The sequence below is a fragment of the Coprobacter fastidiosus genome (genome assembly GCF_030296935.1).
Taxonomy (GTDB): Bacteria; Bacteroidota; Bacteroidia; order Bacteroidales; family Coprobacteraceae; genus Coprobacter; species Coprobacter fastidiosus.
The window spans coordinates 1544023-1570152 of sequence record NZ_AP028032.1; the positions used below are offsets into that span (position 1 = coordinate 1544023).

General features: G+C 37.5%; 30 protein-coding genes and 1 pseudogene. 2 read left to right on the plus strand and 29 right to left on the minus strand.

All coding sequences use genetic code 11. From position 1 onward, the window contains the following. Positions 1–74 precede the first annotated feature (74 nt). The gene (locus tag QUE35_RS06085; RefSeq protein WP_022601719.1) at positions 75–842 is read left to right on the plus strand and encodes a hypothetical protein; all 768 of its coding nucleotides are present in this window, start codon (positions 75–77) and stop codon (positions 840–842) included. Between the two features lie 206 nt (positions 843–1048). Here QUE35_RS06085 and QUE35_RS06090 read toward each other — a convergent pair whose 3' ends face one another. Genes QUE35_RS06090 through QUE35_RS06105 form a run of 4 tightly spaced genes read right to left on the minus strand, consistent with a single transcriptional unit; the run spans position 1049 to position 3394 of the window. Next, positions 1049–1201, minus strand: coding sequence for a hypothetical protein (locus QUE35_RS06090; protein ID WP_022601721.1), 153 nt, complete (start codon positions 1199–1201; stop codon positions 1049–1051). Between the two features lie 56 nt (positions 1202–1257). Next, on the minus strand, positions 1258–2238 hold the full coding sequence (locus QUE35_RS06095; protein ID WP_022601723.1) for a dihydroorotate dehydrogenase-like protein: 981 nt from the start codon (positions 2236–2238) through the stop codon (positions 1258–1260). Positions 2239–2258: 20 nt separating this feature from the next. Continuing rightward, a complete protein-coding gene (locus QUE35_RS06100) occupies positions 2259–2930 on the minus strand; it encodes a YggS family pyridoxal phosphate-dependent enzyme (protein WP_022601725.1) in 672 nt (223 codons plus the stop codon). Between the two features lie 2 nt (positions 2931–2932). After that, complete coding sequence (locus QUE35_RS06105; RefSeq protein WP_031258719.1) at positions 2933–3394, minus strand: DUF4494 domain-containing protein; 462 nt, start codon at positions 3392–3394, stop codon at positions 2933–2935. Between the two features lie 182 nt (positions 3395–3576). Between QUE35_RS06105 and QUE35_RS06110 the strand changes: the two genes are divergently transcribed. Further along, entirely contained in the window at positions 3577–4752 is a 1176-nt protein-coding gene (locus QUE35_RS06110; protein ID WP_022601727.1) for a hypothetical protein, read from the plus strand. Positions 4753–4762: 10 nt separating this feature from the next. Here the strand turns inward: QUE35_RS06110 and QUE35_RS06115 are convergent, their stop codons facing one another. The 25 genes and pseudogenes from QUE35_RS06115 to yihA form a co-directional block, all read right to left on the minus strand. After that, entirely contained in the window at positions 4763–5650 is an 888-nt protein-coding gene (locus QUE35_RS06115) for a hypothetical protein (protein WP_022601729.1), read from the minus strand. Between the two features lie 82 nt (positions 5651–5732). Next, a pseudogene (locus tag QUE35_RS06120) lies at positions 5733–5904 on the minus strand (nucleoside deaminase); the annotation flags it as partial. A 171-nt stretch (positions 5905–6075) separates the two neighbouring features. After that, complete coding sequence (locus QUE35_RS06125; RefSeq protein WP_022601731.1) at positions 6076–6381, minus strand: hypothetical protein; 306 nt, start codon at positions 6379–6381, stop codon at positions 6076–6078. Between the two features lie 220 nt (positions 6382–6601). Then, on the minus strand, positions 6602–7207 hold the full coding sequence (locus tag QUE35_RS06130) for a hypothetical protein (RefSeq protein ID WP_022601733.1): 606 nt from the start codon (positions 7205–7207) through the stop codon (positions 6602–6604). A gap of 209 nt (positions 7208–7416) precedes the next feature. Continuing rightward, positions 7417–7689 carry a hypothetical protein gene (locus QUE35_RS06135; protein ID WP_022601735.1) on the minus strand — a complete coding sequence of 91 codons (273 nt, stop codon included), beginning with the start codon at positions 7687–7689 and terminating at the stop codon, positions 7417–7419. 129 nt (positions 7690–7818) lie between these two features. Continuing rightward, complete coding sequence (locus tag QUE35_RS06140; RefSeq protein ID WP_022601737.1) at positions 7819–8010, minus strand: RHS repeat-associated core domain-containing protein; 192 nt, start codon at positions 8008–8010, stop codon at positions 7819–7821. A gap of 162 nt (positions 8011–8172) precedes the next feature. Further along, on the minus strand, positions 8173–8541 hold the full coding sequence (locus QUE35_RS06145) for a hypothetical protein (protein ID WP_022601739.1): 369 nt from the start codon (positions 8539–8541) through the stop codon (positions 8173–8175). Then, positions 8538–8735: a hypothetical protein gene (locus QUE35_RS06150; protein ID WP_147404868.1), complete on the minus strand. Its 198-nt coding sequence runs from the start codon at positions 8733–8735 to the stop codon at positions 8538–8540. The genes QUE35_RS06145 and QUE35_RS06150 overlap by 4 nt, the downstream gene beginning before the upstream one ends. Before the next feature lie 230 nt (positions 8736–8965). Beyond that, complete coding sequence (locus QUE35_RS06155; protein WP_022601744.1) at positions 8966–9133, minus strand: hypothetical protein; 168 nt, start codon at positions 9131–9133, stop codon at positions 8966–8968. A 40-nt stretch (positions 9134–9173) separates the two neighbouring features. Next, complete coding sequence (locus QUE35_RS06160) at positions 9174–9677, minus strand: hypothetical protein (RefSeq protein ID WP_022601746.1); 504 nt, start codon at positions 9675–9677, stop codon at positions 9174–9176. Positions 9678–9956: 279 nt separating this feature from the next. Next, entirely contained in the window at positions 9957–10229 is a 273-nt protein-coding gene (locus tag QUE35_RS06165; protein ID WP_022601748.1) for a hypothetical protein, read from the minus strand. Positions 10230–10382: 153 nt separating this feature from the next. Then, a complete protein-coding gene (locus tag QUE35_RS06170; RefSeq protein ID WP_022601749.1) occupies positions 10383–10643 on the minus strand; it encodes a hypothetical protein in 261 nt (86 codons plus the stop codon). Between the two features lie 322 nt (positions 10644–10965). Next, positions 10966–11736 carry an NTF2 fold immunity protein gene (locus QUE35_RS06175; RefSeq protein WP_154659344.1) on the minus strand — a complete coding sequence of 257 codons (771 nt, stop codon included), beginning with the start codon at positions 11734–11736 and terminating at the stop codon, positions 10966–10968. Next, entirely contained in the window at positions 11624–11869 is a 246-nt protein-coding gene (locus QUE35_RS13690; protein WP_350226622.1) for an RHS repeat-associated core domain-containing protein, read from the minus strand. The genes QUE35_RS06175 and QUE35_RS13690 overlap by 113 nt, the downstream gene beginning before the upstream one ends. A gap of 109 nt (positions 11870–11978) precedes the next feature. Continuing rightward, positions 11979–12896, minus strand: coding sequence for a hypothetical protein (locus QUE35_RS06180; protein ID WP_022602309.1), 918 nt, complete (start codon positions 12894–12896; stop codon positions 11979–11981). Between the two features lie 526 nt (positions 12897–13422). After that, positions 13423–13677 (minus strand): hypothetical protein, encoded by a 255-nt coding sequence (locus tag QUE35_RS06185; RefSeq protein WP_031258861.1) that lies wholly within the window; start codon positions 13675–13677, stop codon positions 13423–13425. Beyond that, positions 13661–14305 carry a hypothetical protein gene (locus QUE35_RS06190; protein WP_022602304.1) on the minus strand — a complete coding sequence of 215 codons (645 nt, stop codon included), beginning with the start codon at positions 14303–14305 and terminating at the stop codon, positions 13661–13663. Before QUE35_RS06190 ends, QUE35_RS06185 begins: the two co-directional genes overlap by 17 nt. Positions 14306–14308: 3 nt before the next feature. Continuing rightward, entirely contained in the window at positions 14309–14887 is a 579-nt protein-coding gene (locus QUE35_RS06195) for a hypothetical protein (protein ID WP_122329749.1), read from the minus strand. Positions 14888–14893: 6 nt separating this feature from the next. Further along, positions 14894–15637, minus strand: coding sequence for an RHS repeat-associated core domain-containing protein (locus QUE35_RS06200; protein ID WP_286262952.1), 744 nt, complete (start codon positions 15635–15637; stop codon positions 14894–14896). A gap of 109 nt (positions 15638–15746) precedes the next feature. Next, the gene (locus QUE35_RS06205) at positions 15747–16439 is read right to left on the minus strand and encodes a hypothetical protein (protein WP_122329712.1); all 693 of its coding nucleotides are present in this window, start codon (positions 16437–16439) and stop codon (positions 15747–15749) included. A 10-nt stretch (positions 16440–16449) separates the two neighbouring features. Next, positions 16450–19770, minus strand: a complete 3321-nt coding sequence (locus QUE35_RS06210; RefSeq protein ID WP_022600519.1) for an RHS repeat domain-containing protein — start codon at positions 19768–19770, stop codon at positions 16450–16452. Then, positions 19767–23048: an RHS repeat protein gene (locus QUE35_RS06215; RefSeq protein WP_022600518.1), complete on the minus strand. Its 3282-nt coding sequence runs from the start codon at positions 23046–23048 to the stop codon at positions 19767–19769. The genes QUE35_RS06210 and QUE35_RS06215 overlap by 4 nt, the downstream gene beginning before the upstream one ends. A 236-nt stretch (positions 23049–23284) precedes the next feature. Next, on the minus strand, positions 23285–24433 hold the full coding sequence (locus QUE35_RS06220; protein ID WP_147404870.1) for a hypothetical protein: 1149 nt from the start codon (positions 24431–24433) through the stop codon (positions 23285–23287). Between the two features lie 435 nt (positions 24434–24868). After that, positions 24869–25339, minus strand: coding sequence for a nucleoside deaminase (locus tag QUE35_RS06225; protein WP_087879943.1), 471 nt, complete (start codon positions 25337–25339; stop codon positions 24869–24871). Positions 25340–25494: 155 nt separating this feature from the next. Beyond that, positions 25495–26100, minus strand: coding sequence for a ribosome biogenesis GTP-binding protein YihA/YsxC (gene yihA / locus QUE35_RS06230; protein WP_031258303.1), 606 nt, complete (start codon positions 26098–26100; stop codon positions 25495–25497). Between the last annotated feature and the right edge of the window lie 30 nt (positions 26101–26130).

A 26130-nucleotide genomic window follows, 5' to 3' on the forward strand; every position in this document is an offset into this window, starting at 1 on the left:
TATCGCATCATATCATAAAACAGCGTATTTACATTTGCTTTCATAATTCACTTAACTAAAAAAATAATCAGTTTATGAAAGATCGTATTACATGGGTTCCTTCACTACTCACAGGCGAACTTATTCCTAAAAAAATTTCCGACCCCGATTTCCTTCGCATTATCGAACCATATCTGACTTCAAACCCGACAGGATTAAGTGCGGATACTCTCCGATCGATATCCCGGTCAGATAAAGATATAGAATACGGAACTGTTGTCCGACAATACAATACATCCGGCAACGGCCACTCACTCGAATTGAAAGCCGATCCGATCACGAAAGGACAAGCGCCATACGTAAAAAACGGATTCCTTTATCATCCGTGGAACGGTGACATGGATAACCTACCGGATACGGAAACAACGGGCTTTATCCATACGCATCCCGGTCCCCGGCCATCCTCTCCTTCTCCGGGAGATATGTGGGTATTCGCAGAGTCTCAAAAAGACCGCAAAAATACAAATAATTCATTGATGGCCACTTTTACTCCCGATACCGAATATTACATAACGATAGAAGATCAGGAGAAAATGAAGAAAGCCTTGAATGATGGAGTATTTACATATGCCAACAGAGACTTTCATATAGACCAAAAGAAACGCAAATCTCAAGAACAGAATTTTATACAACGCTATTTAAAAAATGAAGGCTTAAAAGGAGTTTTCGGAATATATCGTCGTTGTTACCGAAACGGAAAACTCGACGGATTTGAAAAAGCAGTGCTGGACGAGAATGGAGAGTATCGTTGGAAGCCGATAAAAGGACAATACAATATTGTTCCTAAAACATCATTTGAATAAAAGCCCGTTTAAATTTTCCGATAAGAAAATATTATCGGGTCAGATTTAGAACCTATCTAAATTCTCCAACAAAAATATGATCAGCTCATCTTTGCGTTTTCTTCCGGTCTTTTTCCCGTTTTCCCTTGTCAGATAGCAAACTATCTGACAAGGGAAAACAGAAAAATAACCTCGAAAAAAACTTTCAAAACTGACCCGAGTAAAACTTAGACAGCTTCTATATGGATCGACACGATAAAACATATCGAATTTTCCGGCCGAGAGAACAATATATAACCGACTTCACCGATAACAGGAACAAAAAAACCGGAAGCTAATAAATGATAAACAGTTACTAACTTCCGGTTTTTCACCTTCATATCTTACTTATCGATCAAGGACTTCTTTCATACCTCAACTCTAACATGATGAACAATCAATCCCGATTAGAAAAATATTTCATAAATTGTACCCGCTCATAATACGATTGGTCGGGAACATTCTTAAAATTAAGCAATCCTTTAAATTCTCCTATCGTCTTAAACCCCTGACTTTGCATCCACTCTTCAAGAATAGTAAGCATCTGCATAATAATACCGTTTCCATGCTGATATAAGACAGAACAAAGTTCTACAGCCGAAGCCCCTGCCAGCAAAGCTTTAATTACCGCTTCCGGCTCATGAACTCCGGTAGAAGCCGCCAAAGACAAATTCGGAATTTGTCCCGACACGATTCCGATCCATCGCATCGTATTGCTAAAATCAGAAGAACTGCTGAATACCGTTCCAGAGGTAAATTGCATTTTATGTATATCAATATCAGGCTGATAGAAGCGATTGAACAATACCACACCATCTGCATTATTTGCTTTCAGTTGGTTGACGACCGCTACAATATTGCTGAAACGTTGTCCCATTTTTACCGTAACCGGAATTTTCACCGCATTTTTAATCGCTTTCAAAATATCGGTATGCAGCTTTTCATATTCACCGGGTTTCTCGTCTAATACCGTCGCTATTTTTAAAATATTAATCTCTATCGCATCTGCTCCGGCTGCCTCCATATCACGTGCAAAAGATACCCAACTCCCATTATCATAACAATTAATACTGGCAATAATCGGTATCGAACACGAAGCTTTGGCTTCACGTATCAACGTCAGGTACTCCTCTATCCTATGCGACCGCACATAATTTTGCACATAATCATACGCTTCGGGATAATCCGCCGAATGATACAAAACATGATCTGCCTGATCAAGTATCTGCTCCTCAAAAAGAGACTTCAAGACAACAGCTCCTGCTCCGGCCTTTTCAAGATCCTTAATTTTATCTATATTATTTGTTAACCCTGAACTTGCGACAATGAGAGGATTACGCAATGTAAGTCCGGCATATGCAGTCTGTAGTGTTTCCATATAATGGTAAGTTTAGATTTTTAATATACTCTTTCCCCGAAAATACGACTTCCCACGCGTACCAGCGTACTTCCGGCTTTTACCGCCAAAAGATAGTCATCGGACATCCCCATAGAGATTTCACAAAACGAACTATCTTCGGGAAAATAGTCTTTCTTTATTTCATCAAAAAAACTACGGAGTGATAGAAACTCCGATTCTATTTGTTTACAATCATTTGTAAATGTAGCCATTCCCATTACTCCGCAAAACCGCACATGGCGAAGATCTTTCCATGCTCCCGACCGGAGATAGTCACGGCACTCCTCAAAAGAAAAACCGAATTTACTTTCTTCTCGGGCAATGTGTATTTGCAACAAACACGAAACCACACGCCCGACATTTTCCGCCGCCTTATTTATTTCTTGCAGCAATTTAGGACTATCAGCACTATGTATCATAGAAACAAACGGTACGATCTGCTTCACCTTATTCGTTTGCAAATGTCCTATGAAATGCCACTCTATATCCTCCGGCAGAACAGGCTTTTTAGAAAGCAATTCTTGCACTTTACTCTCTCCGAAAAGTCGTTGACCGGCATCATATGCCTCCCGTATCATCTCTACCGGATGAAATTTGGAGACAGCAACCAATCTCACTCCCGAAGGAAGAGTTTGCTTTACCCGCTCTATATTTTCTGCAACAATATTCATATCTAAGATTCTGCAACAGGAGGAAGGTCTTCATCTTCAGCCGCATAGGGATATATATCCATAATAGGCGTTTCGTTAATAGCAGCTATTTCGAAGTCGGCCATAGTACCTTTCATCCCTTCCAACAGGTTTTCCAAAGCTTTCTGCAAGTCTTGTGCCTGCACGAGCATATAACTTGCGGTCCGCTTCTCCGCACCGCTCTTTTCGTCGAGCGTAATAAAATTGACTTTGCATTTAAACCACTTATCGCCCGTCTCATCAAAAAATAACTCGCTGATATTGGCTCTTTTAATATTAGCGACAGAAAAATCGCCCGAAATAAAAGGTGTCATTTCCTTTATAATGCGAGCTTCGGCTTCGGTAAAAGAAAGAGCATCGACCATATAAGGTTCGGTAACTTTCTTCTGCATGCCGTTCTCCATCATTTTATCGTATTTTACTTTACATTCAAACCAAGTACTCATTTTATTTACCTCGTTCATTAATTATTATCGCAAATACGAGAAAATATCAAAATCTTCTGTATCGTATAGCAAAGATACGATTTTCGATTGAATTTACAGACAGATACAAAAATTAAAGTATCAAGTAAGATTTTTTAATACAGAATCTCTTATATTTGTAAATGTACCTTAATCTCGACCGCATGGATTTATTAATAGAACATAACGCATTCCAATGCATTGATAAATGTCTTAATGGAAAAGCCCGAAACAATGACGATATTGATGACTTTCTTCAAATTTGCATACAGCAAATTTTTTGTGACCAATTGCAATTATCAAATTTCGTTCCAGACTATGTCAAAGACAACAGTATACACATCATTGACAAAATAGCAAGATATGGTTTCGATAATATTTCCGTTCTTAACGACAACTCTTCTCGCTTCTATAACAATGTTTGCAATGAAGTTTCAAAAGATCTACTAAATAATATCAATTGGACTCTTGAAAGCTGCAAGATGACACAAAATCCTCTACAATATCTGCCTCATTTGTCAGATAATATTTTGTCCGTAGTGACAACCATAACTAATGCTATAAAAGACAACAATATAGATTTATTAACAGGTGAACTATTGGAAATTTCCCTTAACGATAAAATGGATGGAGCATTTGTCGATATCATAACCCGAAATAAAACGTTACTTCAAAAGATACTGGAATTCCAAAAAGAAAATGAATGGAATGAAAATCTTACTTTAAAACTGATCAGCGATTCTCGTGTTTTGCAAAATAGCATAACTGCCCAAAACAAACATCTACTCTATTCTGCATCAATAAAACGAGCAAGAGAAGAGGCGTTCATTAACCAAAAGATTTATAAAGCGATCAATCAAGTTATAGAAAAATCCAACAAATTGTATATCAATCAAGGACCGGCAATCAAATTACCATCAATATGTGAATACCTTGTATATAAAAGCAAAGGTAATCCCCAAAGATTACTCGACGAAACAATGCTATTAAGGGAGTTATTCAAACCCGTACGCGAATACATAAAAAACAACAGCCAAAAACTTTCTTTCAGTACAGGACAGTGCGATGAAATAGCAATGGAAAGTCTTATCGAAATATCAAATGACCTGTACGCTTCAAATTGTCAACACAACACTTCCTGCACATCTACAATTGTCATAGAAACAGATAATATCTTTACCGCACCTATTACCGATCTCAGCAAAGTCAGAGATGCAGTCCTTAATAAAACGATAAAACCCCAATTGCGTTGCTTTACAGAAATATCCCGATTAATGAGAAATTCAAAACAACAAAGTAGATACGAAGAGATATTCCGCTACAACTGTTCGCACCATTGATCAAATAGTTTTATTTATCTATTTTAAAATTTAATGAGTCATCTTTCATTTGCATATCAATAATTGAGGGGTTTATCTCCAGATTATCATTATCTTTCAAACTCTCGATTTTAGTATTTTTTTCAATTTTCTCCAAAAGATTTTTAACACTTTGAAATTGGTAAGGTTCAATAGAAGTCTTCATCCATAAATTGGAACATAAGGTAGCAATCAAAGCGACAAAAGATATAAACAATGCAATATAAGACATATTTAACGATCGCTTGGTTTTCTCTAACTGTTCCTCTGCATTTTTCATTGCGGATCGGTGTTGTTTGACTGACTCCTCGAACTGAACTTTAAATCGCAACTCTTCCTCCGTCATATTGCCTCGTTCTACAAAAGCGTACAATTCTGCCGTAGGGTATATTACTCCAAATAATAGACTCAATACCAAATCATAGTATTTTCCGTTAAACCGAAAAGATTTGTATTCCGGGACACCTTCTCTATTATAAATATAAAGCAAATCCCGAATATTAAAATAATGCCCCTTACCATCCAAAATACATCCTCCATCATAATCAGAATCTACCTGCCTGAATGTATCATGCAAAAGGAAAAACGACGGTAAATTTGAATATGGCAAAATATTCACCAAATTGTTATCACTCAAATAAAGAAGTAAATTTACCAGTTCCAAAAACTCTCCGATACAAATCTTCACACGCTTTTGGTCTTCAAAATTCCGAATAAATAAATAAAAAACTTTTTCCGAACGATCAACGGCCAAAGCCGCTCCGTTTTCCTCATTAAAAAACATCTTATTTAACTCTACAGAAAAACTGCTCACATTCGTAAAATCCTTGCTGACAAGAATCTTTATTACATCCTTTTCTCTTTTATTAAAATGTCTCATCTACGTTTTCCATTATAATTATAAAAATAAAAAAGGAGTGAAATCATAATCTAACTATTCCACTTCTTCACAATATTTTAATTCAATATTCTATTTTATCCGCTTTGGTATCCCACATTTCAAAAGCTTTTATCGCTTCATTCCTCAACAAAGTTAGAAGGAAGCTTACGATCTGCAGGTTTTAATTCAAGCTCATCATAAATAAACGAATCATCAAAACCTACATCCTTAGCATCAATCTCAATATTGATATACTATGATAGGATAAACCAATGTCCCCCCATTTCGGATATTTCCAACAGAATGGAAATCGATACCTTGAAGACCTTTACCTCCTTACTGCCGGGAAAAGATTTATCAAAGGAATATTGCATGTGATATGCTTCTATTGCAAATATTTTATGCAATTGTCCCAATCATCAGACTCATATAACGTGTAAATCACTCATACATGGTAATCCTGTTACCCTTACATACTCTATAATTTTCAAAACAGATGTTCCTAATTTATGTTTTTTCATTCGTTTACTAACTCGTTCAATATCCTCAATTTCAAAAACATCTAAATTATTTTCTAAACAAAATTTTGATACCTCTTTTTTAAATTCGGCTTTGTTTTGAGCAAAAACAACAATATTTGTGAATCCACCCGAATAACTTCCTAATATTGAGTTTTCAGAATGGGGATGGACACCAACTAAGCCTATCCATAATTGCTGATTAATATTCATGAAGTGTACTATTAGTTTTTTTCCTTATGTATATCCGTTGAATGATAATGGCTATTTCCTTTTTCAGGATTAAGATGTTTTATAGGCGCATTTTTCCCTTCATTTCTGGCGGCATCTTTGGCAGACTTTTGTGTACTGCGTTTAACAAATTTGTACCGAGTTGATAAATCAAATACTCAAATTCCGATCCGCCCGGTAAATACGGAAAAATACCTTTTTTCTATTTCTCTTTTTCAAAAAGATCGAACAATACCTCATGCGTTTCCTGATCGAATATCACCCCGTAATCGGTATTCAGATACTCACAAAAATCTTTCAACAGCCGTTTCAAAAATTCCATATCTATCTTTCGCTGCTTACTGAACCAAAAGGTTATAACTCCCATATACTCCGGTAGTACCCTCACCGGTTTTTCTGCTATTCCTTCCGAGAATATAATCGCCCAGTACTCATTCACTATTTCCACATCGAACTTATATCTCTTCCTCAGATATAGACTCCCCGCAGGAAAACTTAGCCATGCAACGGGATCCGATATATCGTCTTTGTTAAATATCTTTTTTATAGGCTCGTATCCGTTATATTTATCCGGGAGTATAAACCCGCCTTCATATTCGACAAAAAACTCTATTATTTTTCTTGCGCGCTCATTACAAGCCCCTCCTTCGATTGTATCTAAAAACGCATCGAAATCCTTTTCTGTAAAACCCCACTCTTTCGTAAATTCAACAAATCTCTGATCCGTAAGGTTTTCCCGTACTTTTATCTGCACACAAATGTTTTTGTAATCAAATTTACCCATAATATTTATCCAATCCATATCCATCAATAACGAATATTTTTAGGTATGGTTTCCCATGTATATAATGAAAAATTACGAACGTTAAGATTATTGAATTCTATTGTTTCTGGCATATTTTTCATCTTTTTTGATAATTCATTAGATTTATAAGTCACAGTATCCGTCACCTTGCCATCGGATACAGTCTGTCTCAATCTGTTTTCTTTGTTTTCTATTCTGCTAAATATTAGAGATCAATCGATAGCAGTTTTTACGATATTCAATAATAAATAAAATTTACCTCCTAAATAAGACCTGCACCAAGCATTTTTAATGCCGTCCAATTCGACAGGAAATAAGTCTCTGTCCTTTGTTTCTGCTATGATTTTTTCTTTTTTTGATTTTGAGAAATATTTTAAATCCAGATTTTCAGCCCATAGTTTCAGTCCGTCTTCTAAATTCTCAACATCATATTGGCTCGTATATGTACCGCCTCTATATTCCGCTATAAACGTATATCTTTCCATATTTAATTCCCTTTTGCGTTTCTACTGTGATTCCCACCGGAGAAATCCTACTTTTTTTCCAGTGATCCATTTCCCTTTTTGCTGCATCTCTTTCCTTTTTCTGTTCAGGTGTTTTATTTTGTATTTTATCTAATTGATTAAATCATTCTTTCGCTCGTTCATATTTTTGACCAGCAGATATTTTTGCTTTTTGATTTGCATGGTCGTATTGTCACTAATGAATACTCCGATACCTTTTAAATCTCTTCCGTCCGGATCGACATATCTCACCGGATTCCCGGCACAATACGCAATACGGCAATATTCCGTAATAATTCTCACATAGCGGATCTAATGTCGCGAATCCGGGTATCTGAAAATCCTGAATTCTTGCCTTCGAGTCGTACCGGTTGAGACCGTGTTCCGTTATCAACTCCTTACTCTATAATTTGGAAATATTATCTAATTGATCCGATCTTATGTGTTCTCATAATTTTTTACTTATTAAATGTTCTCAATAATCTCAAAATAAAAATCATAACAATTGAAGTTAATGTAACCTATAGAATCAAAGTTACAATTAATATTTATATTATATCCATACTCATTTTTTTTGAAAGAAAAGGATTCTATGCTAGATGCTTTTATTTGGTCTTTATAGTCCAACATAATTTTAAGTTCTGTGATCCAATGAAAAACAAGATGTGCTTTTGTCTCCATAAAATCAAAATCATCCGCTAAATCAGATTGTCCATTCCAATCTATTTGTATATCAAAATCTAATTCTTCATTGATCCATGAAAAACCAATAATACCACATTCGTCAAGTATTATGTCATTTACTTCTTCATTTTTATATACGTTTTTTTTCATTTGCTTTTTATTACAGTGTTATTTTTAACTCTTTCTACTTCTTCAAATATAGGAATATGTGTGTTATTTATAGAAACTCCTGTATGTTTTTTGCCTCCCGTATCTTTATTAGTATATGTTTCATGTGTATGGGTAATTCCATGAACAGTTTTAGTTTTTTTATCAGAATGAAATATATCCAACATCACCATCATGACTAATTAAGACCATCCAATTACATTCCCGGTCAAAAATTTCTATATCTTCGGCAACTGGATACCATATATCATAAAAATATTTATTTAAATCATCCAGTTTCATTTCATCTATATCATCAAAACGACAAAAATTTATTAATACCGATTCCGGATGAATATTCAACTTATTAAAGATATTTTTTAGTATGAATATCTTATCATCTTCCGCATTAACACTTTTTATTTTTTTACAATTTCCTAATCTTACAAAGAATTTCTAAACCATTATTGTTACTGTTAAACTTTTTAGTCCAACGCTCTTTTATATCAGAACATTCTTTTTCAGACAAATGATAAAAAGTTGGAAAATCATATCCGTATTCTTTTTTAAAATCTTCAATTTTAAAATTTTCCATATATATCAAACTATCAAAAATATGATAAAGTTATTTACTTCTACTTTATTGCTCGATTTGTTTTTGAGGAGATAGAAAAGAATGTAATATAATACATATCCATTTCTCGATCATCAACAAGTACGACCTTGAATTTTCGATCAGGGTAAAGCAATTTCAGATTTATCTGCCAAGCCCGCTGCATTACACGCCCCAAAGCGAATAACCGTTCCCAATAGACGGTATCATCATCGCTATTATCATTGATATGGAAATAATCTTTCAGTTCATACATATTACACATATATTCAACTCTTGAAATATCTCCCTTATATGAATTAAACCAATCTTTAAAAATATTTTTGTCGAACAAAAAATCTAAAATTACACAACCTTTTTTTTCCACAAAATCCGGAAAAAAGAATTTGGAAAATGCTAAAGCCGCATTCGTATCATATTTTAAGTTTAAATAAGACACAATATTCCAGTTGTCTGGATTAGCATTTAAAAATTCATCATAATCCGACAAAAGAGAAATGTTTAATTTGAATATATTTTTTTTCATAATTTAATTTTATCTAGGAATTTCATCCGGATATGCTTCTCTTACTTTAGGTTGATTTTGGAAAACTTCACCTATTTTTGGATTAACATTATATTGAGGTTCTTTTACATTTACACCTTCTGTGTAAAATATATAGTCGTAATTGTTTCTAACATATTTTTCATCTTTTTTGATAATTCATTAGATTTATAAGTCACAGTATCCGTCACCTTGCCATCGGATACAGTCTGTCTCAATCTGTTTTCTTTGTTCTTTTTCTATTCTGCTAAATGTTAGAGGTCAATCGATAGCAGTTTTTACTATATTTAATAATAATTCAAATTTCCCTCTCAGATAAGATGCACACCAAGTATTTTTGATGCCGTCCAATTCGACAGGAAATAAGTCTCTGTCCTTTGTTTCTGCTATGATTTTTTCTTTTTTTGATTTTGAGAAATATTTTAAATCCAGATTTTCAGCCCATAGTTTCAGTCCGTCTTCTAAATTCTCAACATCATATTGGCTCGTATATGTACCGCCTCTATATTCCGCTATAAACGTATATCTTTCCATATTTAATTCCCTTTTGCGTTTCTACTGTGATTCTCACCGGAGAAATCCTGCTTTTTTTCAGTAATCCATTTCCCTTTTTGCTGCATCTCTTTCCTTTTTCTGTTCAGGTGTTTTATTTGGCATATTCTTTAATTGATTAAATTGTTCTTTCGCTCATTCATATTTTTGACCGGCAGATATTTTTGCTTTTTGATTTGCATGAGGACTATTCTTATTTCCGGATGAAACATTTCTCTTGTCTTTTCCAGAACCTTCATCCACCCTGCCTTTCTGACTGTTCAGATTCTTGCCGGCACTAAACATCATCAACGTACCATGAGCCGTCATTAATGCACCTTCTGCCATAACCGGTGCTCCTACGACTGCGCCGAATCCCGTTGCAGATATACCCGTTCCGAATATTGTCCCGCCCATTCAGGTAAAAGCTTCTCCTCCTCCGATTATAACACTAAGCGCGTCTCCGATGTTCTGGCCTAAATTATAGTCGGAAGCATCTTTATAAGCTATTGTGCCCCTTCGATTGACCCCTCCTAATGTCGCATTGTCGCTAATGGAGACTCCGATACCTTTTAGAACGTCCCAAAAATCTCTTCCGTTCGGGTCAACCCGACTTACCGGATTCCCGGCATAATACGAATAATATATTCATCAGAAAAAACAGAATAACATCTTTCTTATTAGATTTGATCCAAATCCATCCCATAATTTATATCTAACATGAATATAAATTATTGTATTATTTACCATGGATAACTTTCAATATCTCACCATTATTTTTTCGGATTTCTATATGCGCAACACCTCCATAATAACCATCATCTAAATTCCCTTCTATAATCCAGATATCATTTTTTAAATTTATAAAAAAGGGTTTTTGTTCTTCTATATTCTCTGATCCATATATATTTTTTAGGACAAGCTCTGCCACTTGAATCGCCAATTCTGCAGTCGGAATCAAGCCATCTTCAGGCATAAACCCATGAACAGATGAATATTCGCTTAATGATAAAGAATCATTTGGGATGTAGTCTTGTTGAGTTTCAAGTTGTCCAGTAACTTTATTCTCTCTATTTTCTTCTGAAAAACACCCCCAAAAACAAAGACCGATTGAACATAAAATAATCCGAAATATAAATCTATTTTTTTTCATATGATATTTTTTTGTATATAAAGATTTTTCTTTTATTTTAGGGACATCTATCGGGTTAACTTGGTTTTTCCTTTCTGGATCTTTCGGATCACTAGGCAGATCTTCCGAGATGACATTTACTTTAGCGGTTCTTACGTTGTATTTTTTTAACGATCCATCGGGCGTCGTTAAAAATCCGTCTATTCCTGCATTATAATATACCCATTTATCTCCATTAGAAAAATTGTTATTATCATATCCTTCTTCAAATCTTCCATGTGAATGAATTTGCGCTTTTATTGTTTTTTTTGTCAGGAGGAAATCTAACTGGGTTATTAAAACAATACGCATACGGCGATATTCCGTAATAATTCTCACATAGTAGATCTAATGTCGTGAATCCGGGTATCTGAAAATCCTGAATTCTCGCCTTCGAGTCGTACCGGTTGAGACCGTGTTCCGTTATCAACTCCTTTCCTGTAAAACGGTAAGGTTGCCATTCGAAACACATGCTTCGGAATATCAGACCCGACGGGAAATATTCGAGGCTCTGCACCACTTCTCCCGTATTGCCCTCGCAAACCAAACGGATACTGAATTTATCGAACTACATATTGATCCTATTTGAGGGATTTTCTGTATATTATTCCTTTCCATATTATACCGTCTTTAGTCATTCGTGCATAATCGCCTCTTATGTAATAAGTTTCAAAAAAGGAGTTAGTTATGTCTGGTATTTCTATTTTAATGAAATTGATATTTTTTTGTATTTGATATTCTTGCATAGAATCAAGTCCCACTATACCATAAAATATCCCATCTGTTGTATGCGCTTTTATGAAATCAGGACTAATATAAAATGAAATAGATTTTGTATCTTTAGGGATATTTATTTCATTAACAGTCATCGAATAATTCAGGCTAAAAATTTTTGAAGTATTGGTAAATACTAATATTTTAAGTTTTCCTCTTTGATAAGGAATTAAGAATTTCACTTTGATACTGTCGTTTGGAATGGAAATGGATTCTTGTGTTTGAGTGATATTTAAGTTTTTAAGAGCTTCGATAATGGGATTTTTATTTGTATTTAATTCTAAAAAAGAATCCCCGATTTTATTGATAGTACCTTCTGCCATTATTTCTGAGTTCCATCCGTTTATAGCATTATTAGGCATAATTAATTTAAAATTTTTGTCTTTTATTTCTATATAAACTCCAGACTCTGCATAATAGCGACCAGATAAATTGTTTCGAGCCGAGACTTCCACAATGTAGAATGCGTAAACTATTAAAAATAAAATTATTTTTTTCATAAGATTTTGTTTATGGAATTCCAAATATTCTTTTTTGTTCTTTTTTAAATTCGGCTTTGTTTTGAGCAAAAGCAACAATATTTGTGAATCCACCTTGCCGGCACTGAACATCATCAACGTGCCGTGAGTCGCCATTGCAACACCTTCGGCTGTAGCAGGTGTGCCTACAACCGCTCCGACTCCGGTGGAGGAGATTGCAACACTTCTCCCGTATTGCCCCCGCAAACCAGATACTACATTTGTCCCTTCAAAGCTATGATATCGAAAGAAAAGACATCGTTTTTCTATGTTTTTTTTCTTCTGTTTCTATATTCCTCTCCGGTATATATTCTTATCCATTTATCAAGATCTGCAAATCTATATATTAGAAACATAAGAAGAAAAGCTGCTCCAAAGATAACCATTAGGAGAACTTGCCCTTGTATTCTTATTCCCTGCATGTTCGATTCTTTGATAACGCTGATATTTTTGAATGTGGTATTATATATAACAGTAAATTAGGATAGATCAGCAGATTTTGCAATATCCGGTGAAAAATATTGAAAACTATGGTATTTCTTTCCATTTGCTACATACTCATAAATTAATCTAGAAGGTTCGGGTACTGTATCCCTATTTATAACGAATTGTTCGGCAATCTTGTATTCGAACATATTCCCGAAGCACGAATTGGCAAAAAGAGAACATAAACGCTCCTCCCGTTAGTAAAAAGTTCAGATAAAAAATTATTTTTACAAATGTCTTCATAACCTTATTTTTTTGTTTTAAATTTATCTTCTGCTGTTTTTATCGATACTTCAGACGTCGTTGTAGCAGCGGTTTCTATTTTTACCATAGATTTCGTCGTATTGACACCGGCTGTCCCCATTCCTTTTGTAATGCTGTTTACAGCGGTACTTACGGTTTTGGAAGAGACGCCTTGAGTAGCCAATATAGAGGAAGTCGTAGAATTCCGATCCGTCCGGTAAATACGGGAAAATACCTTTTTTCTATTTCTCTTTTTCAAAAAGATCGAACAATACCTCATGTGTTTCCTGATCGAATAACACCCCACAATCAGTATTCAAGTACATACAGAAATCCTCCAGTAATTGCACCAGAAACTCAATATTTATTTTCCGATACTTGCCGAACCAAATAGTAATAAATCCCATATACTCGGGCAGTGGACGGGTTATTTGCTCTTTCGAGGTTATACAGGTAGAGGTAACAATGCCCATATATCGGGGAAAAATCTTTTTGGGATTCAGAATCTCCCCTCCTGATGTCAGGGCTCCCCAATATTTACACTCCAACACAGCCTTGTACTTATATTTTTTCTCTAGAATCAGCCTCGCGCCCGGATAGCTAAGCCATGCAACAGACAAAGTGTACCCTCTTTCATCAAATGGCTTTTTGGCCGGACAGACTATGTCACACTTATCGGGATGTAGAATCCCATCTTTATACTCAATAAAAAACTTTACTATCTTGGATGAGTTTTCATTGCGGGACTTTTCCCATATCGATTCTAAAAAAGTACTTATCTCGTCTTCCGTAAAATCCCAGTCTTGAATAAATTCTACAAATTTCGGGTCTGTCAAATTTTCCCGTACTTTAATAAATATACCGACATTTCTGACATAATTTCCCATAATTTATTTTCTTTCAAAAAGATCGAACAATACCTCATGCGTTTCCTGATCGAATATCACCCCGTAATCGGTATTCAGATACTCGCAAAAATCTTTCAACAGCCGTTTCAGAAATTCCATATCTATCTTTCGCTGCTTACTGAACCAAAAGGTTATAACTCCCATATACTCCGGTAGTACCCTCACCGGTTTTACGATTTTTCCATCAGACCATACAAGCCCCCAATATTCATTCTCAATATAGGCCTCGAATTTGTATTTTTGTTTTAAATATATTCCTCCTCCCGGAAAACTTAACCATGCCACTGGAATAGAAATATCGTTTTTGTCAAATGCAATTTTTATTGGCTCGGCTAGATTGTATTTGTCTGGAAGAATAGCTTCATTCTTGTATGTGACAAAAAACTCCACAATTCTTTTGGCTTGTTCATTGCAAATCGTTCCTTTAATAGAATCGAAAAAATTAGCAAATTCTAATCTCGTAAAATTCCACGTTTTCATAAACTCTACGAATCTCTGATCCGTAAGGTTTTCCCGTACTTTTATCTGCACACAGATGTTTTTGTAATCAAATTTACCCATAATATTTTATTTTTTTTGTGGTCCTAAATCTTTTCGCCTGATTATCTCTCTTTCCGGAATATTTCCGGACACATGTGTTTTCTCTCCCGTAATGATTTTAAACTCCTTTCCTGTATCTTTTGCTACTTGCCGTTCTCCCCTAATTTGTTTTGTATTATTTACTATTTTTACATCTTTTATCTCCATTATGTTTTTTGGGGTTACTATATTCAGGATTACTGTTATGTCTTCTCCCGTTTCCAAAGTTGTCATTTCCCGTTTGGTATTTTTTGTCGCTCTCATCTCCTGCAATACCCGCTTTTCACTTTGCCGCCCCCGTTCCATGGCTTTTAACGTTTCTGCTGTCTTATCTGCCGTTCGTCCGGTCTTGATCGCAACACCTGCCCCTCCTGGCACTCCCGGCAATATGACGGCACCCAAATCTACGAGCATTCCCAAACCATCGACTACCGAAGCCTTAACATTTCCCTGACGGACATTTTCCACAAAACTTTTAGCTCCGATCGTCAAACTGGCGACATCCCATAGAGACTCTATCCATCGACCTGTGGAATCGATATACCTCACCGGATTTCCGGCACAATACGCATACGGCGATATTCCGTAATAATTCTCACATAGCGGATCTAATGTCGTGAATCCGGGTATCTGAAAATCCTGAATTCTCGCCTTCGAGTCGTACCGGTTGAGACCGTGTTCCGTTATCAACTCCTTTCCCGTAAAACGGTAAGGTTGCCATTCGAAACACATGCTTCGGAATATCAGACCCGACGGGAAATATTCGAGGCTCTGCACCACTTCTCCCGTATTGCCCTCGCAAACCAAACGGATACTGAATTTATCGAACTACATATTGATCCTATTTGAGGGATTTTCTGTATATTATTCCTTTCCATATTATACCGTCTTTAGTCATTCGTGCATAATCGCCTCTTATGTAATAAGTTTCAAAAAAGGAGTTAGTTATGTCTGGTATTTCTATTTTAATGAAATTGATATTTTTTTGTATTTGATATTCTTGCATAGAATCAAGTCCCACTATACCATAAAATATCCCATCTGTTGTATGCGCTTTTATGAAATCAGGACTAATATAAAATGAAATAGATTTTGTATCTTTAGGGATATTTATTTCATTAACAGTCATCGAATAATTCAGGCTAAAAATTTTTGAAGTATTGGTAAATACTAATATTTTAAGTTTTCCTCTTTGATAAGGAATTAAGAATTTCACTTTGATACTGTCGTTTGGAATGGAAATGGATTCTTGTGTTTGAGTGATATTTAAGTTTTTAAGAGCTTCGATAATGGGATTTTTATTTGTATTTAATTCTAAAAAAGAATCCCCGATTTTATTGATAGTACCTTCTGCCATTATTTCTGAGTTCCATCCGTTTATAGCATTATTAGGCATAATTAATTTAAAATTTTTGTCTTTTATTTCTATATAAACTCCAGACTCTGCATAATAGCGACCAGATAAATTGTTTCGAGCCGAGACTTCCACAATGTAGAATGCGTAAACTATTAAAAATAAAATTATTCTTTTCATAAGATTTTGTTTATGGAATTCCAAATATTCTTTTTTGTTCTTTTTGAAATTGTATTAAGTCTTGAGAGTATTGGTATATTATAGGATAAACCAATGTCCCCCCATTTCGGATATTTCCAACAGAATGGAAATCGATACCTTGAAGGCCTTTACCTCCTGTGCTGCCGGGAAAAGATTTATCAAAGGAATATTGCATTTGATATGCTTCTATTTCCATTTTTCCGACTCCTCTTATTCCTATTCCTGCATTTAACAGTTCTCCATTTGATGAAAACCTCAGTCCCCCTGCATCCAATGATTGTCGTACATGGGTTATTTCATGTATGGATAGAGCATCAGAGGAAGTTTCAATGCATATTTTGTTGTCTCTACCTTGTCTGACAGTATGTAATCCGCCGGATATATAACTTAAAGAATAAATATTATTTTGATCGGCATCCAATCTGTCAATATCTCCTTTACTGACGTTAAGGTTAGATATTCGATCTTGTGCTTCAGAAATTTTTTTATTCAATTTTGTAATTTGTTTTTCTTTAAGTCCTCCTTTATTTAGTTTAGCTTGATTTTTATTTATGTCCATATTGAGAGACGTAATTTTATCATCAATATGTTTTTTTAACTTTTTTGCTTCTTCAGGATCATCCCACTTCATTCCGTTCGGATCAACCCGACTTACCGGATTCCCGGCACAATACGAATACGGTGATATTCCGTAGTAATTCTCACATAGCGGATCTAATGTCGTGAATCCGGGTATCTGAAAATCCTGAATTCTCGCCTTCGAGTCGTACCGGTTGAGACCGTGTTCCGTTATCAACTCCTTTCCTGTAAAACGGTAAGGTTGCCATTCGAAACACATGCTTCGGAATATCAGACCCGACGGGAAATATTCGAGGCTCTGCACCACTTCTCCCGTATTGCCCTCGCAAACCAAACGGATACTGCCCAAATGATCCCGAATATACGTATAAATTTTCGGATTCGTCATACTGCCGCCGTAATTTCTCGAGAGGGAGAAATATCCTCCGTCGAACAAAATATGGCTCAGCGAACCGTTTTTACACACCAAGTTCCCGGCCTTGGACTCCGAAACATCTTTGTGGGGATCTTTGCTGTCGGTTACTTCGTCTAACGGTACCGACAACGGAGTAAGATATGTGCGCGATACGCTCCCCGATTTCTCCCCGCCCGCAAAATAATAATTGACGATGCGGTTTCCGTTGGAGAATTGTATCGTGTCGGGCAGATTCAGTACATTATACCGAATCGCGACGATTTCCTTATCGAGGTTAAATATCTCGTTTCCGTTGGCGTCGTACGCCACTTCTGTCTCTTCATCGGCGGCATCCGTATAACCGGGAAAGTCGTAATCATAATTGCCTCCTCCTACGTTCCCGGTTCTTTGTATCTGGTTTCCACGGTAAACCGTATTGAGACAATCCACATCCGCCCCGTTATGCCTTCGCAGGAGCAGTGTAATATTCCCCATCTTGTCGTAAGCGAACCGTTCACCTTCGCCCGATTGCCGGTTAAACGCTTCGGCATCATACATCATACCCAGCGTAAGCCTGTCGGCAAGGTCGTATTCGTAATGCCAGAAATAAGACCTGCCCATCTGACTGATCCGGATATCATTGATATTTCCGTTTAAACACCGCTGTTTTGTATAGGGTGTCGTCACGGCCGACGATTTACACAACAGTTCCGAGAAACGCCCGGGATTATCTATCTGTTTCAGCGTACCATCGAGATAGTAATCATAGTTTACCGTGATACTGTCGTGAAGAGCGCGTTCGCTCCGAAGTCTCCCGTAGCTGTCATACTGCATGCTCGATAGCGGCAAGAAGTCGGGAGAGGTCAGTTTAGGATTTATATATTGGTAACGGGTGGCCGTCTTTCTGCCGGCATGGTCATATATATACCGAAAATTTACGTTGGCGATGCCCTCATAGCGGTTATCCTCCCCGGTTACCAATCCCTGAAAATCATAGTGTAATGCGTGTCGGCTGTTATTTCCGCTGGAAAAGTCAGACCGATAGGTTTCTTTCAGGCGGCCTTTGTCATCGTATGTAAAAAGAGTCGTGCGGCCTGTCTCGGGACGGTTCAGCACGGCCTCATACATTCCGGTCTGCAGCCCGCGCGTGTTTTCAGGTAACTCTGTCGGGAAATAATCTGTTCCGATAGGCAGTTGACCGGTAAAATCGTATGTATCGTAAAACCATGCGGAAATAACGGAATACTCCCCTTGTCCCAGCTTACAGTCATCGGTATATCCCACACAGAAAAAATCTTCTCCAGAAAAGGTCTCGGTAACCGCACGGTCTTCCCATATCGCCGCTATCGCCGCTCTGTCCCGAGTATCTTCGACAATACCTTGCAAAACCGGCCTTCCCAACCGGTCATATTTCAAGAACATCCATGCACCGCGTTTACGCAGGTTCCCGTCCTGCCGGAGTATCTGACGTCCTTCTCCGTCATATACGATATAATGTATCTCCGCCCCGGGAAGTTTTACGCCGGTTTTCAGATTCCTATGATCATAAGCATACCAATAACCATAATATGCCATGACTTGATCATCCGAATAATAGGTCGATCCGTCTGACAATACGGATGCCGCTTCCGGAGGAATTACTCCGACAAGACGTTCCAGCGCGTCATAAAGATAGTAAGTGTCATGAAAACCATCATTTGCAATAACCCGTTCGAGTACCGTCTTGCCGTCGGGGGCGGTAAAACGCAACGACCGCTTGCCATCTTCATCCCGAATCTCCGTAACATGAAAATTCCCGGTTTTTGCCGAAGTGCAACTTATCCGGTAACGACAGAAACCGACAGAAACAGGGATAAGCGAATGAAGCGTATATTCTGTCGAAACATCTGAATTCAGACCGTATTTGCACGCGATGTTTCCTCCTCCGTAATGCAAACCCGCCGCAGATGTCATACGATTCTGTGCCGACAAGGCATAATCATATTCCCGTTTCCATGCAGAACCCTGCTGAAATACGCTTTTTTCTACAAACCTCCCATTATTACCGGTAACGGGTATAGGATCATATTCGGCGATCTTCCGGCCCAAAGCGTCATAATCGATATAATCCACGAGGTCTGAACCGTCCGGAGCAAATCCCTTGCGTAAAGTCTGACGAAGTCTTCCCGCCGTATCGTAATATCCGACGACGGTTATCGTATTTTCATCTGATCCTTGCGACGGATCTTGCACCGCACTTGTAAACGTACGGATCATAACGCTGTTTTCTTGAGCACCGGCCGGAAAAACGACCGACAGAAAAATCAATATCGATAAAAATACTGCACGTGTCCTCATTTTTCGTTCTTTAAAGTATAACGGTAACTTCTGATCACATTATTGTCCCCATCCCGTTCAACGGCCAACCTTCCTTTGGCATCGTATTCGTAATACAAGGTCATTCCTTTGGGATCGGTAATCGATATCACCCCGACCATCGGTTCATATTTATAAACATATACCAACGCACGGGGCAATAATATTCGGAGCGCATTCAGCTTGTTCCATTCCTCCTCGCTCGGTTCCGTCCCGGTCGCAAAAGAATCAACCGCTCCTATACCCGCTTTTTCCACTTCTTCGAGCGTAGCGTTCTGAATGCGGGCAATCACATACCGACCGCCGTATCCGTATATATAAACTTCGCTTTCTCCCGTCCGGCTCTTCACTTCGATAACATTATCATATTTATCATAACAAGAGAACATATAGTCGGGTAACCCGTACTGAGAAATATTACTCCCGTCAAAATCGCTTGCCGGTCTCGGAGATCCCCTGTAATAGTTATACACAGCATCAGGTACGAAACTCCCGTTTTTCTCATTTTTTTTATAAGTATGCAGCTCTTTTTGTATCAGTCCGCTATTATCATAAGTGCGAATCTCGACCGGATCGGTTATCCGGTTACCGGTATTACCGCACATTTCGCTATAAAGCGGTATATGATTCAAATCGACCGTATAAATAGTGCGCACGGTTTTCTCTTTCAACCCATCGTCGACCGAGATTTCCGAAGGCAAATAATTATGCGGATTATATTGTTTATAACGGGTCGTCTTCCAATATTTAGTCAAAAAACGAGTATCGAAACAGCCTTCGGTCTCCCGCTCGATCCGGCAATGCCCTATCGGCACATGATATGTTCCTATATCTCCCATATTGCAATAATCCTGAAACCACGCGTTCAAAACGGCTATGGTATCGCATTTATATTCATACTTGATATTTTTTATCAATTGAGAGTCTTCATAAATATTATGCGTCAGCAACTTCCCGTTCATATATATACATTCACCAGGCATCCCGACATATCTGAAATCTACAGCCTCCTCTTCATTGTGATAAAAGTAATCTTCTTTGAAAAATTTATCGTCAGAACAGGTCGTCATACAAACACGACTATAACCCACCGCAGCGTTTATCGACGGACCGGCAAGCGGATATACCGATTCGGACTGCTGAACTATATACTCCTTAAAACCATCCCGAACCGGCCGAATACTTCCATCGTTATCAAGGAAAGTACTATATGTAGCATAAGTCTGCATACTTTCATAAAAAGGTTTGCGTATAAAGATCCCGGAAGAGGCATGTCCTGTCGCGTCGGTATAAGTAAACTCTCTCGTATTTACGGGAGACTTTATCCGGAATATTCTCACCCCTCCGCCCTGTACAAGGCCGATCCTGTTAAAGTGTCCGTAAAAAGCCAGTTTCAGATTCTGGTTGAGATAATTATCGGTTCTGAATACCAAATAATAGTTTCCTTTATCATATTTGCTCGAATCCTTGATCGTATATGTAAACGGTATATCCGGAAAATTCTGACTACCCCATGTCTTGACCTCCTTTCCGGCAGAGTTATAGATAGAGATCATATTATTTTTATACGCACTGCCTCCAGCACCCATCGCTCCTTCATTATATAAAAAGTCCAGTTTTATCCAGCCGTCAGTATGTAATGTAAAATGAAATGTATCGACCTCGACATTATACGGCTTATAAAGAGTGTCCTTATGCAAGAAAACAATCTCGGAATACTCGCTTATCGCATCATTCGGCTCATACTCGAATGTCGTCACTCCACCTTCGGGCGACTCCATAGAAGTCAACATACCGGTGGTGATATATTCGGCACGAGGTTTGCGATCCGCCCCCCGCAATATATCTCCTTTTTTATATACAATCGTCTTCCCGTCAGCCTTATAATAATTGCGGGATACAGAAATTTCGGGATAGAATATCGTATTATTCAACCCATTATAATATCCCCACATATCTTGGGCAAAACTGTATTTGGGTGGCAACGAATGACGGACGTCATAGCCGAAACGATGGATTTCCCGAATCTGTCCCGAACAAACAGAAAGAGAGTCTAATCGAAGCCGAAGATTATACTGATCTTCCGGTTCGTCAGGGTTACTAAAATAACTTTCATGAAAAACGACCTCCTTAAAGGGCGCACTGTCGCCCGTTCGGAACAAAGACATCTTATCGAGCTTCAGATTCTCCCCTCCCGGCTTGAATGTATTGCGGGCAAAGTCTTTCCGAGAACTTGTCTCAAACATAATATATCCCGAACTCCATGTAATCTTTTTCAGAAACTTCTGGTAATTTACCATACTCATCGAACAAACGGTTTCATATTTTTCTGTCGCGTAAACCGGAAATCCGGTATTCTTTACCGCATATACAGGCAAATATTTTTTCTGTATGATACTGGCACTTGACGGAAGAAAAGGATATGCCACCGTAATATACTCGAACTCTATCTTTTCCTTATTCGGAAGTATAATCTCCGACAAATCCCAACTCGTAATCATATTTTGTACACGATCTTCAAAAAACGGAAACCGGGTCATATCTGTATAAGGCATTCTGAATCCTTCCAATACCACTGTCGCCGAACCGGTGGAGGCGGACGGCTTGAATAAATATCGTGTACCGTCCGGTGAGATAATACCGAATGACTGATCTTTATAAGTAAACGACATTTTCAGATTCTGTTCGGGATCGCTCAGATAAAAACCGTTTTCCTCTTTACATCCTGAATTTTTAGCATAAAAAATTCCACTATATCCCGCAAAATTGTAGTAAAACACATCCGGTTCCGTATCCGCATTGATTCTAACAACATGATCATAAGCATCTACCCCTACCAAGGACACTATATCATCTCTTGAATTATCGAATTGATCAGGAATCTGCGCATCTTGATAATAATAACCGCCCATAAGATCATCAAGGCCTCTGACCGTACGACTTATATTGCCCCCGGCATTCAGGTTCCAGCCTAACCCCACCCAACTGGCTTCTTGTGAAACTTTTATTCCGGACGCATGATAACTCAATGTTATCGGAAAGGTAAAATTCCCCATCTCAATTGTAAAAAGCGGAACCTCGATCGAAGGTATTCCGGTGTATAAGCTTACTGGCATATCGGCATACTGTGCAAAAGCGTAGGCTTGCGGTGACGGTACATTTATTCTATAATCTGCAGGAGATTCGTCAGCCTTAAGGTCGGAAAAAACAAACAAGCATAAAACAAACGGCAAAAACAAATACTTATCGATGTTTTTCATAATATAAAAAGATCATAATAGTTACGCATCCTTCAATCAATAATTCTCACTATAACCAAACAAGATGCTGTCTGAATTTTGCCCGGATCGGTTTTGAGAGTTTCGTTCGAGGATGTTTTTCTGTCTTATGAGAAAGATAGCCTGTTATCTGACAAACAAGAACGGGAAAACAGCCCGGGAAAAGATGTCCTGATCGTATTTTTTATTGAAAAATTCAGACCGGCTCTAAGCAAAGGTTATCTTTTCTTTATTTTCCAACTTTCTCGTTTATCTCCGATAATAACGGTAATGATAAACTCCGTTTCAGAATATCGGTCATAATCTATATCCGAGACATAATATCCCGGCTCTACGGTTCGCGGCGATTCATGATAAAGTACCGTTCCTGACATATTGGCAAGCAATATCTCCATCCTCGAGGATCGATTAAGGCCGGCATAAACTGTAGCCCTATTGCCGACCGGATCTATTTTACATGAGAGAGAAAACAGATCAGACATATCTGACAACGCTCCGGAACGTTCGGAGCACCCTTGGTATTTTTTGTCTGATAAAAATATTCGCTCCCTGACCTGCTCATTCTCCGAATCTCTGTCAAGCGACCTTTGCTCTTCAAGAGAATATAGCATACTGATAAAAAAATGTCGCACCGACTTACTTTTCCAATCAATCGTATTTTCAATGGTTTCCAATACCGGATAACGATATCCCGGCAAATACCACCGATATGTATCGACTTGCCATATAACACTATCAGCAGTCAACCGATCTCCGATCGAAGAAACCGTAAATAAAGAATCTTGCCGGCCGAATATGTCAAAATCGATAAACCGCAAACCCACACGCTCTTTACTATGTAATCGAATTACATTTCGAAGCGTATCTTCTCCCGGCAGAAACAATATACCCGACGCATCAGCAACCGTCTCGGAATAACCGTATGATTTGAGAGAATAAACATGGGAATATCCTCCGTTTCCTATAAAGGGAGAAGCTATCGTATCTCCGTAATAGAAAGGAAAACGAAGCACAGGCACAGGTGACACAAAACACATCTTTGTCACAGGATTTTCATAACCTAAGAACAAAAGAGAATCCCCTGACAACCTATATTTATATGCTGTTTTATTTCGATACATACAAAGAATCGAGTCTAATCTTCCTTTATAAAACACACGTTTCTCGACATCTAAATATTCCAAATCCCGAAAATCCCATGTAACATTAGTTCCACTGTCTCCCGGAGCACAAAAAGTCACCTGCTGCATAATTAAAGTATCTCTATCTCGAGGTAAAGAAGTCTCCATCAATAATGACGACTGAGCCTTGAGTCCGATAAAGTTACCGGAAAGGAAAAGAATAAAAAACACTAAATAAGATTTCATATTCATGTACCGATTTAAGATCAAAAAAAATTATACTACGCTATATCACCCTACATTTTATAAGAATTTATCTTTATCTCTAAAAGAAACTTTCTATTGCAACAAGAATAACAAGTTAAAGAAATATTTTTATAAAGTCTAAATTGGTCCTAACCAAACAAAATTTCACTCTCACAATTCTCCATATTCAGTATTCTTTCAAAACAAAAACACTCTTAAATAAAAATAAGATGTATAAAATTATATACTTATATCATTAAATCAAAAATTTTCATTCTGTTTAAAAACATATATTCACAATTTCATAATTTGCCTAATAGCTTGTCTAAACCCCAATATTATTTTTGTAAATTCTGAAAAAATCGAAATCGCACAAAAAAACGGAACGACAACTCTGCCATCCCGTTTCATCACGAATCTCTTCAAACAAAAGACTCAATATTCTATTTTATCCGCTTTTATATTCCACATTTCAAAAGCTTTTATCGCCTCATTCCGCAACAAAGTCTCAGAAGGAAGCTTACGATCTGCAGGTTTTAATTCAAGCTCATCATAAATAAACGAATCATCAAATCCTATATCCTTAGCATCGGTTTTCGTATTGGCATAATACATTTTATCGAGTCGAGCCCAATAAATCGCACCCAGACACATAGGACAAGGTTCGCATGACGTGTATATTTCACAGCCGCTCAAATTGAACCGACCCAATTTTCCGGCAGCTTCACGTATCGCACTCACCTCAGCATGAGCGGTAGGATCATTGGATGCCGTAACTCGATTCACTCCTCTTGCAATAATTTCTCCGTCTTTTACAATCACCGCACCGAAAGGACCTCCTCCATTTTTCACATTCTCAATAGAAAGCGCTATCGCTTCCCGCATAAAATCATCTTTTGTCGCCATATTATGATCTTTGTTATTTTGTTTACAACCTGATAAAAAAAGCCCGCAGATCACAAGCAGTGAACAAAGGGCTTTTACAAATATATCATTTCTTTTCATGACAATATATTATTTAACGTAATTTAGAAGCAGGTTAAGAGCCTACAGACAACACCTTAACTGTTCTCCAGCGAATCGTTTATACTCCCGATATAATCGAGTAATTCCGTTCTTCCTTGCTTTTTCTCCGAAGAAGTATAAAATACCGGGGGAAGTTTTTCCCAATCTTCAAGCAAACGTTTCTTATAAGCCTCGACATTTTCCTTAAAACGTACAGGTCCTAATTTATCGGCTTTGGTAAATACTATGCAAAAGGGTATTTCGTTCTCTCCGAGCCATTCTAAAAACTCGACATCGATTTTCTGCGGTTCATGTCGGCAGTCTATCAAAACAAACAGGCAAGTCATCTCATAACGGTTCAGGATATAGCTCTCTATAATGCTGCGTATTTTTTCTCGTCCTTCTTTACCGCGCTGTGCATATCCGTATCCCGGGAGATCGACCAAATACCAAGCATCGTTGATCAGAAAATGGTTGATAAGCTGCGTTTTACCGGGCATAGAGGAAGTCATCGCCAGCCCTTTTTTATTGGTAAGCATGTTGATCAACGACGATTTTCCTACATTAGAACGACCTATAAAGGCATATTCCGGTAAATTTCCCGAAGGACACTTCGTTACATCAGTATTACTTATTATAAAACGTGCACTTTTTATCTCCATAATCATTTTAGTTAATCGACAGTTATTATG

Excerpts from the sequence above, each read along its gene's own strand:
- QUE35_RS06085 (WP_022601719.1), top strand. The coding sequence starts at position 75 with ATGAAAGATCGTATTACATGGGTTCCTTCACTACTCACAGGCGAACTT.
- QUE35_RS06090 (WP_022601721.1), bottom strand. The coding sequence starts at position 1,201 with ATGAAGGTGAAAAACCGGAAGTTAGTAACTGTTTATCATTTATTAGCT.
- QUE35_RS06095 (WP_022601723.1), bottom strand. The coding sequence starts at position 2,238 with ATGGAAACACTACAGACTGCATATGCCGGACTTACATTGCGTAATCCT.
- QUE35_RS06100 (WP_022601725.1), bottom strand. The coding sequence starts at position 2,930 with ATGAATATTGTTGCAGAAAATATAGAGCGGGTAAAGCAAACTCTTCCT.
- QUE35_RS06105 (WP_031258719.1), bottom strand. The coding sequence starts at position 3,394 with ATGAGTACTTGGTTTGAATGTAAAGTAAAATACGATAAAATGATGGAG.
- QUE35_RS06110 (WP_022601727.1), top strand. The coding sequence starts at position 3,577 with ATGGATTTATTAATAGAACATAACGCATTCCAATGCATTGATAAATGT.
- QUE35_RS06115 (WP_022601729.1), bottom strand. The coding sequence starts at position 5,650 with ATGAGACATTTTAATAAAAGAGAAAAGGATGTAATAAAGATTCTTGTC.
- QUE35_RS06125 (WP_022601731.1), bottom strand. The coding sequence starts at position 6,381 with ATGAATATTAATCAGCAATTATGGATAGGCTTAGTTGGTGTCCATCCC.
- QUE35_RS06130 (WP_022601733.1), bottom strand. The coding sequence starts at position 7,207 with ATGGATATGGATTGGATAAATATTATGGGTAAATTTGATTACAAAAAC.
- QUE35_RS06135 (WP_022601735.1), bottom strand. The coding sequence starts at position 7,689 with ATGGAAAGATATACGTTTATAGCGGAATATAGAGGCGGTACATATACG.
- QUE35_RS06145 (WP_022601739.1), bottom strand. The coding sequence starts at position 8,541 with ATGAAAAAAAACGTATATAAAAATGAAGAAGTAAATGACATAATACTT.
- QUE35_RS06150 (WP_147404868.1), bottom strand. The coding sequence starts at position 8,735 with ATGATGGTGATGTTGGATATATTTCATTCTGATAAAAAAACTAAAACT.
- QUE35_RS06155 (WP_022601744.1), bottom strand. The coding sequence starts at position 9,133 with ATGGAAAATTTTAAAATTGAAGATTTTAAAAAAGAATACGGATATGAT.
- QUE35_RS06160 (WP_022601746.1), bottom strand. The coding sequence starts at position 9,677 with ATGAAAAAAAATATATTCAAATTAAACATTTCTCTTTTGTCGGATTAT.
- QUE35_RS06165 (WP_022601748.1), bottom strand. The coding sequence starts at position 10,229 with ATGGAAAGATATACGTTTATAGCGGAATATAGAGGCGGTACATATACG.
- QUE35_RS06170 (WP_022601749.1), bottom strand. The coding sequence starts at position 10,643 with ATGGGCGGGACAATATTCGGAACGGGTATATCTGCAACGGGATTCGGC.
- QUE35_RS13690 (WP_350226622.1), bottom strand. The coding sequence starts at position 11,869 with ATGTGTTTCGAATGGCAACCTTACCGTTTTACAGGAAAGGAGTTGATA.
- QUE35_RS06190 (WP_022602304.1), bottom strand. The coding sequence starts at position 14,305 with ATGGGAAATTATGTCAGAAATGTCGGTATATTTATTAAAGTACGGGAA.
- QUE35_RS06195 (WP_122329749.1), bottom strand. The coding sequence starts at position 14,887 with ATGGGTAAATTTGATTACAAAAACATCTGTGTGCAGATAAAAGTACGG.
- QUE35_RS06200 (WP_286262952.1), bottom strand. The coding sequence starts at position 15,637 with ATGTGTTTCGAATGGCAACCTTACCGTTTTACGGGAAAGGAGTTGATA.
- QUE35_RS06205 (WP_122329712.1), bottom strand. The coding sequence starts at position 16,439 with ATGAAAAGAATAATTTTATTTTTAATAGTTTACGCATTCTACATTGTG.
- QUE35_RS06210 (WP_022600519.1), bottom strand. The coding sequence starts at position 19,770 with ATGAGGACACGTGCAGTATTTTTATCGATATTGATTTTTCTGTCGGTC.
- QUE35_RS06215 (WP_022600518.1), bottom strand. The coding sequence starts at position 23,048 with ATGAAAAACATCGATAAGTATTTGTTTTTGCCGTTTGTTTTATGCTTG.
- QUE35_RS06220 (WP_147404870.1), bottom strand. The coding sequence starts at position 24,433 with ATGAAATCTTATTTAGTGTTTTTTATTCTTTTCCTTTCCGGTAACTTT.
- QUE35_RS06225 (WP_087879943.1), bottom strand. The coding sequence starts at position 25,339 with ATGGCGACAAAAGATGATTTTATGCGGGAAGCGATAGCGCTTTCTATT.
- yihA (WP_031258303.1), bottom strand. The coding sequence starts at position 26,100 with ATGGAGATAAAAAGTGCACGTTTTATAATAAGTAATACTGATGTAACG.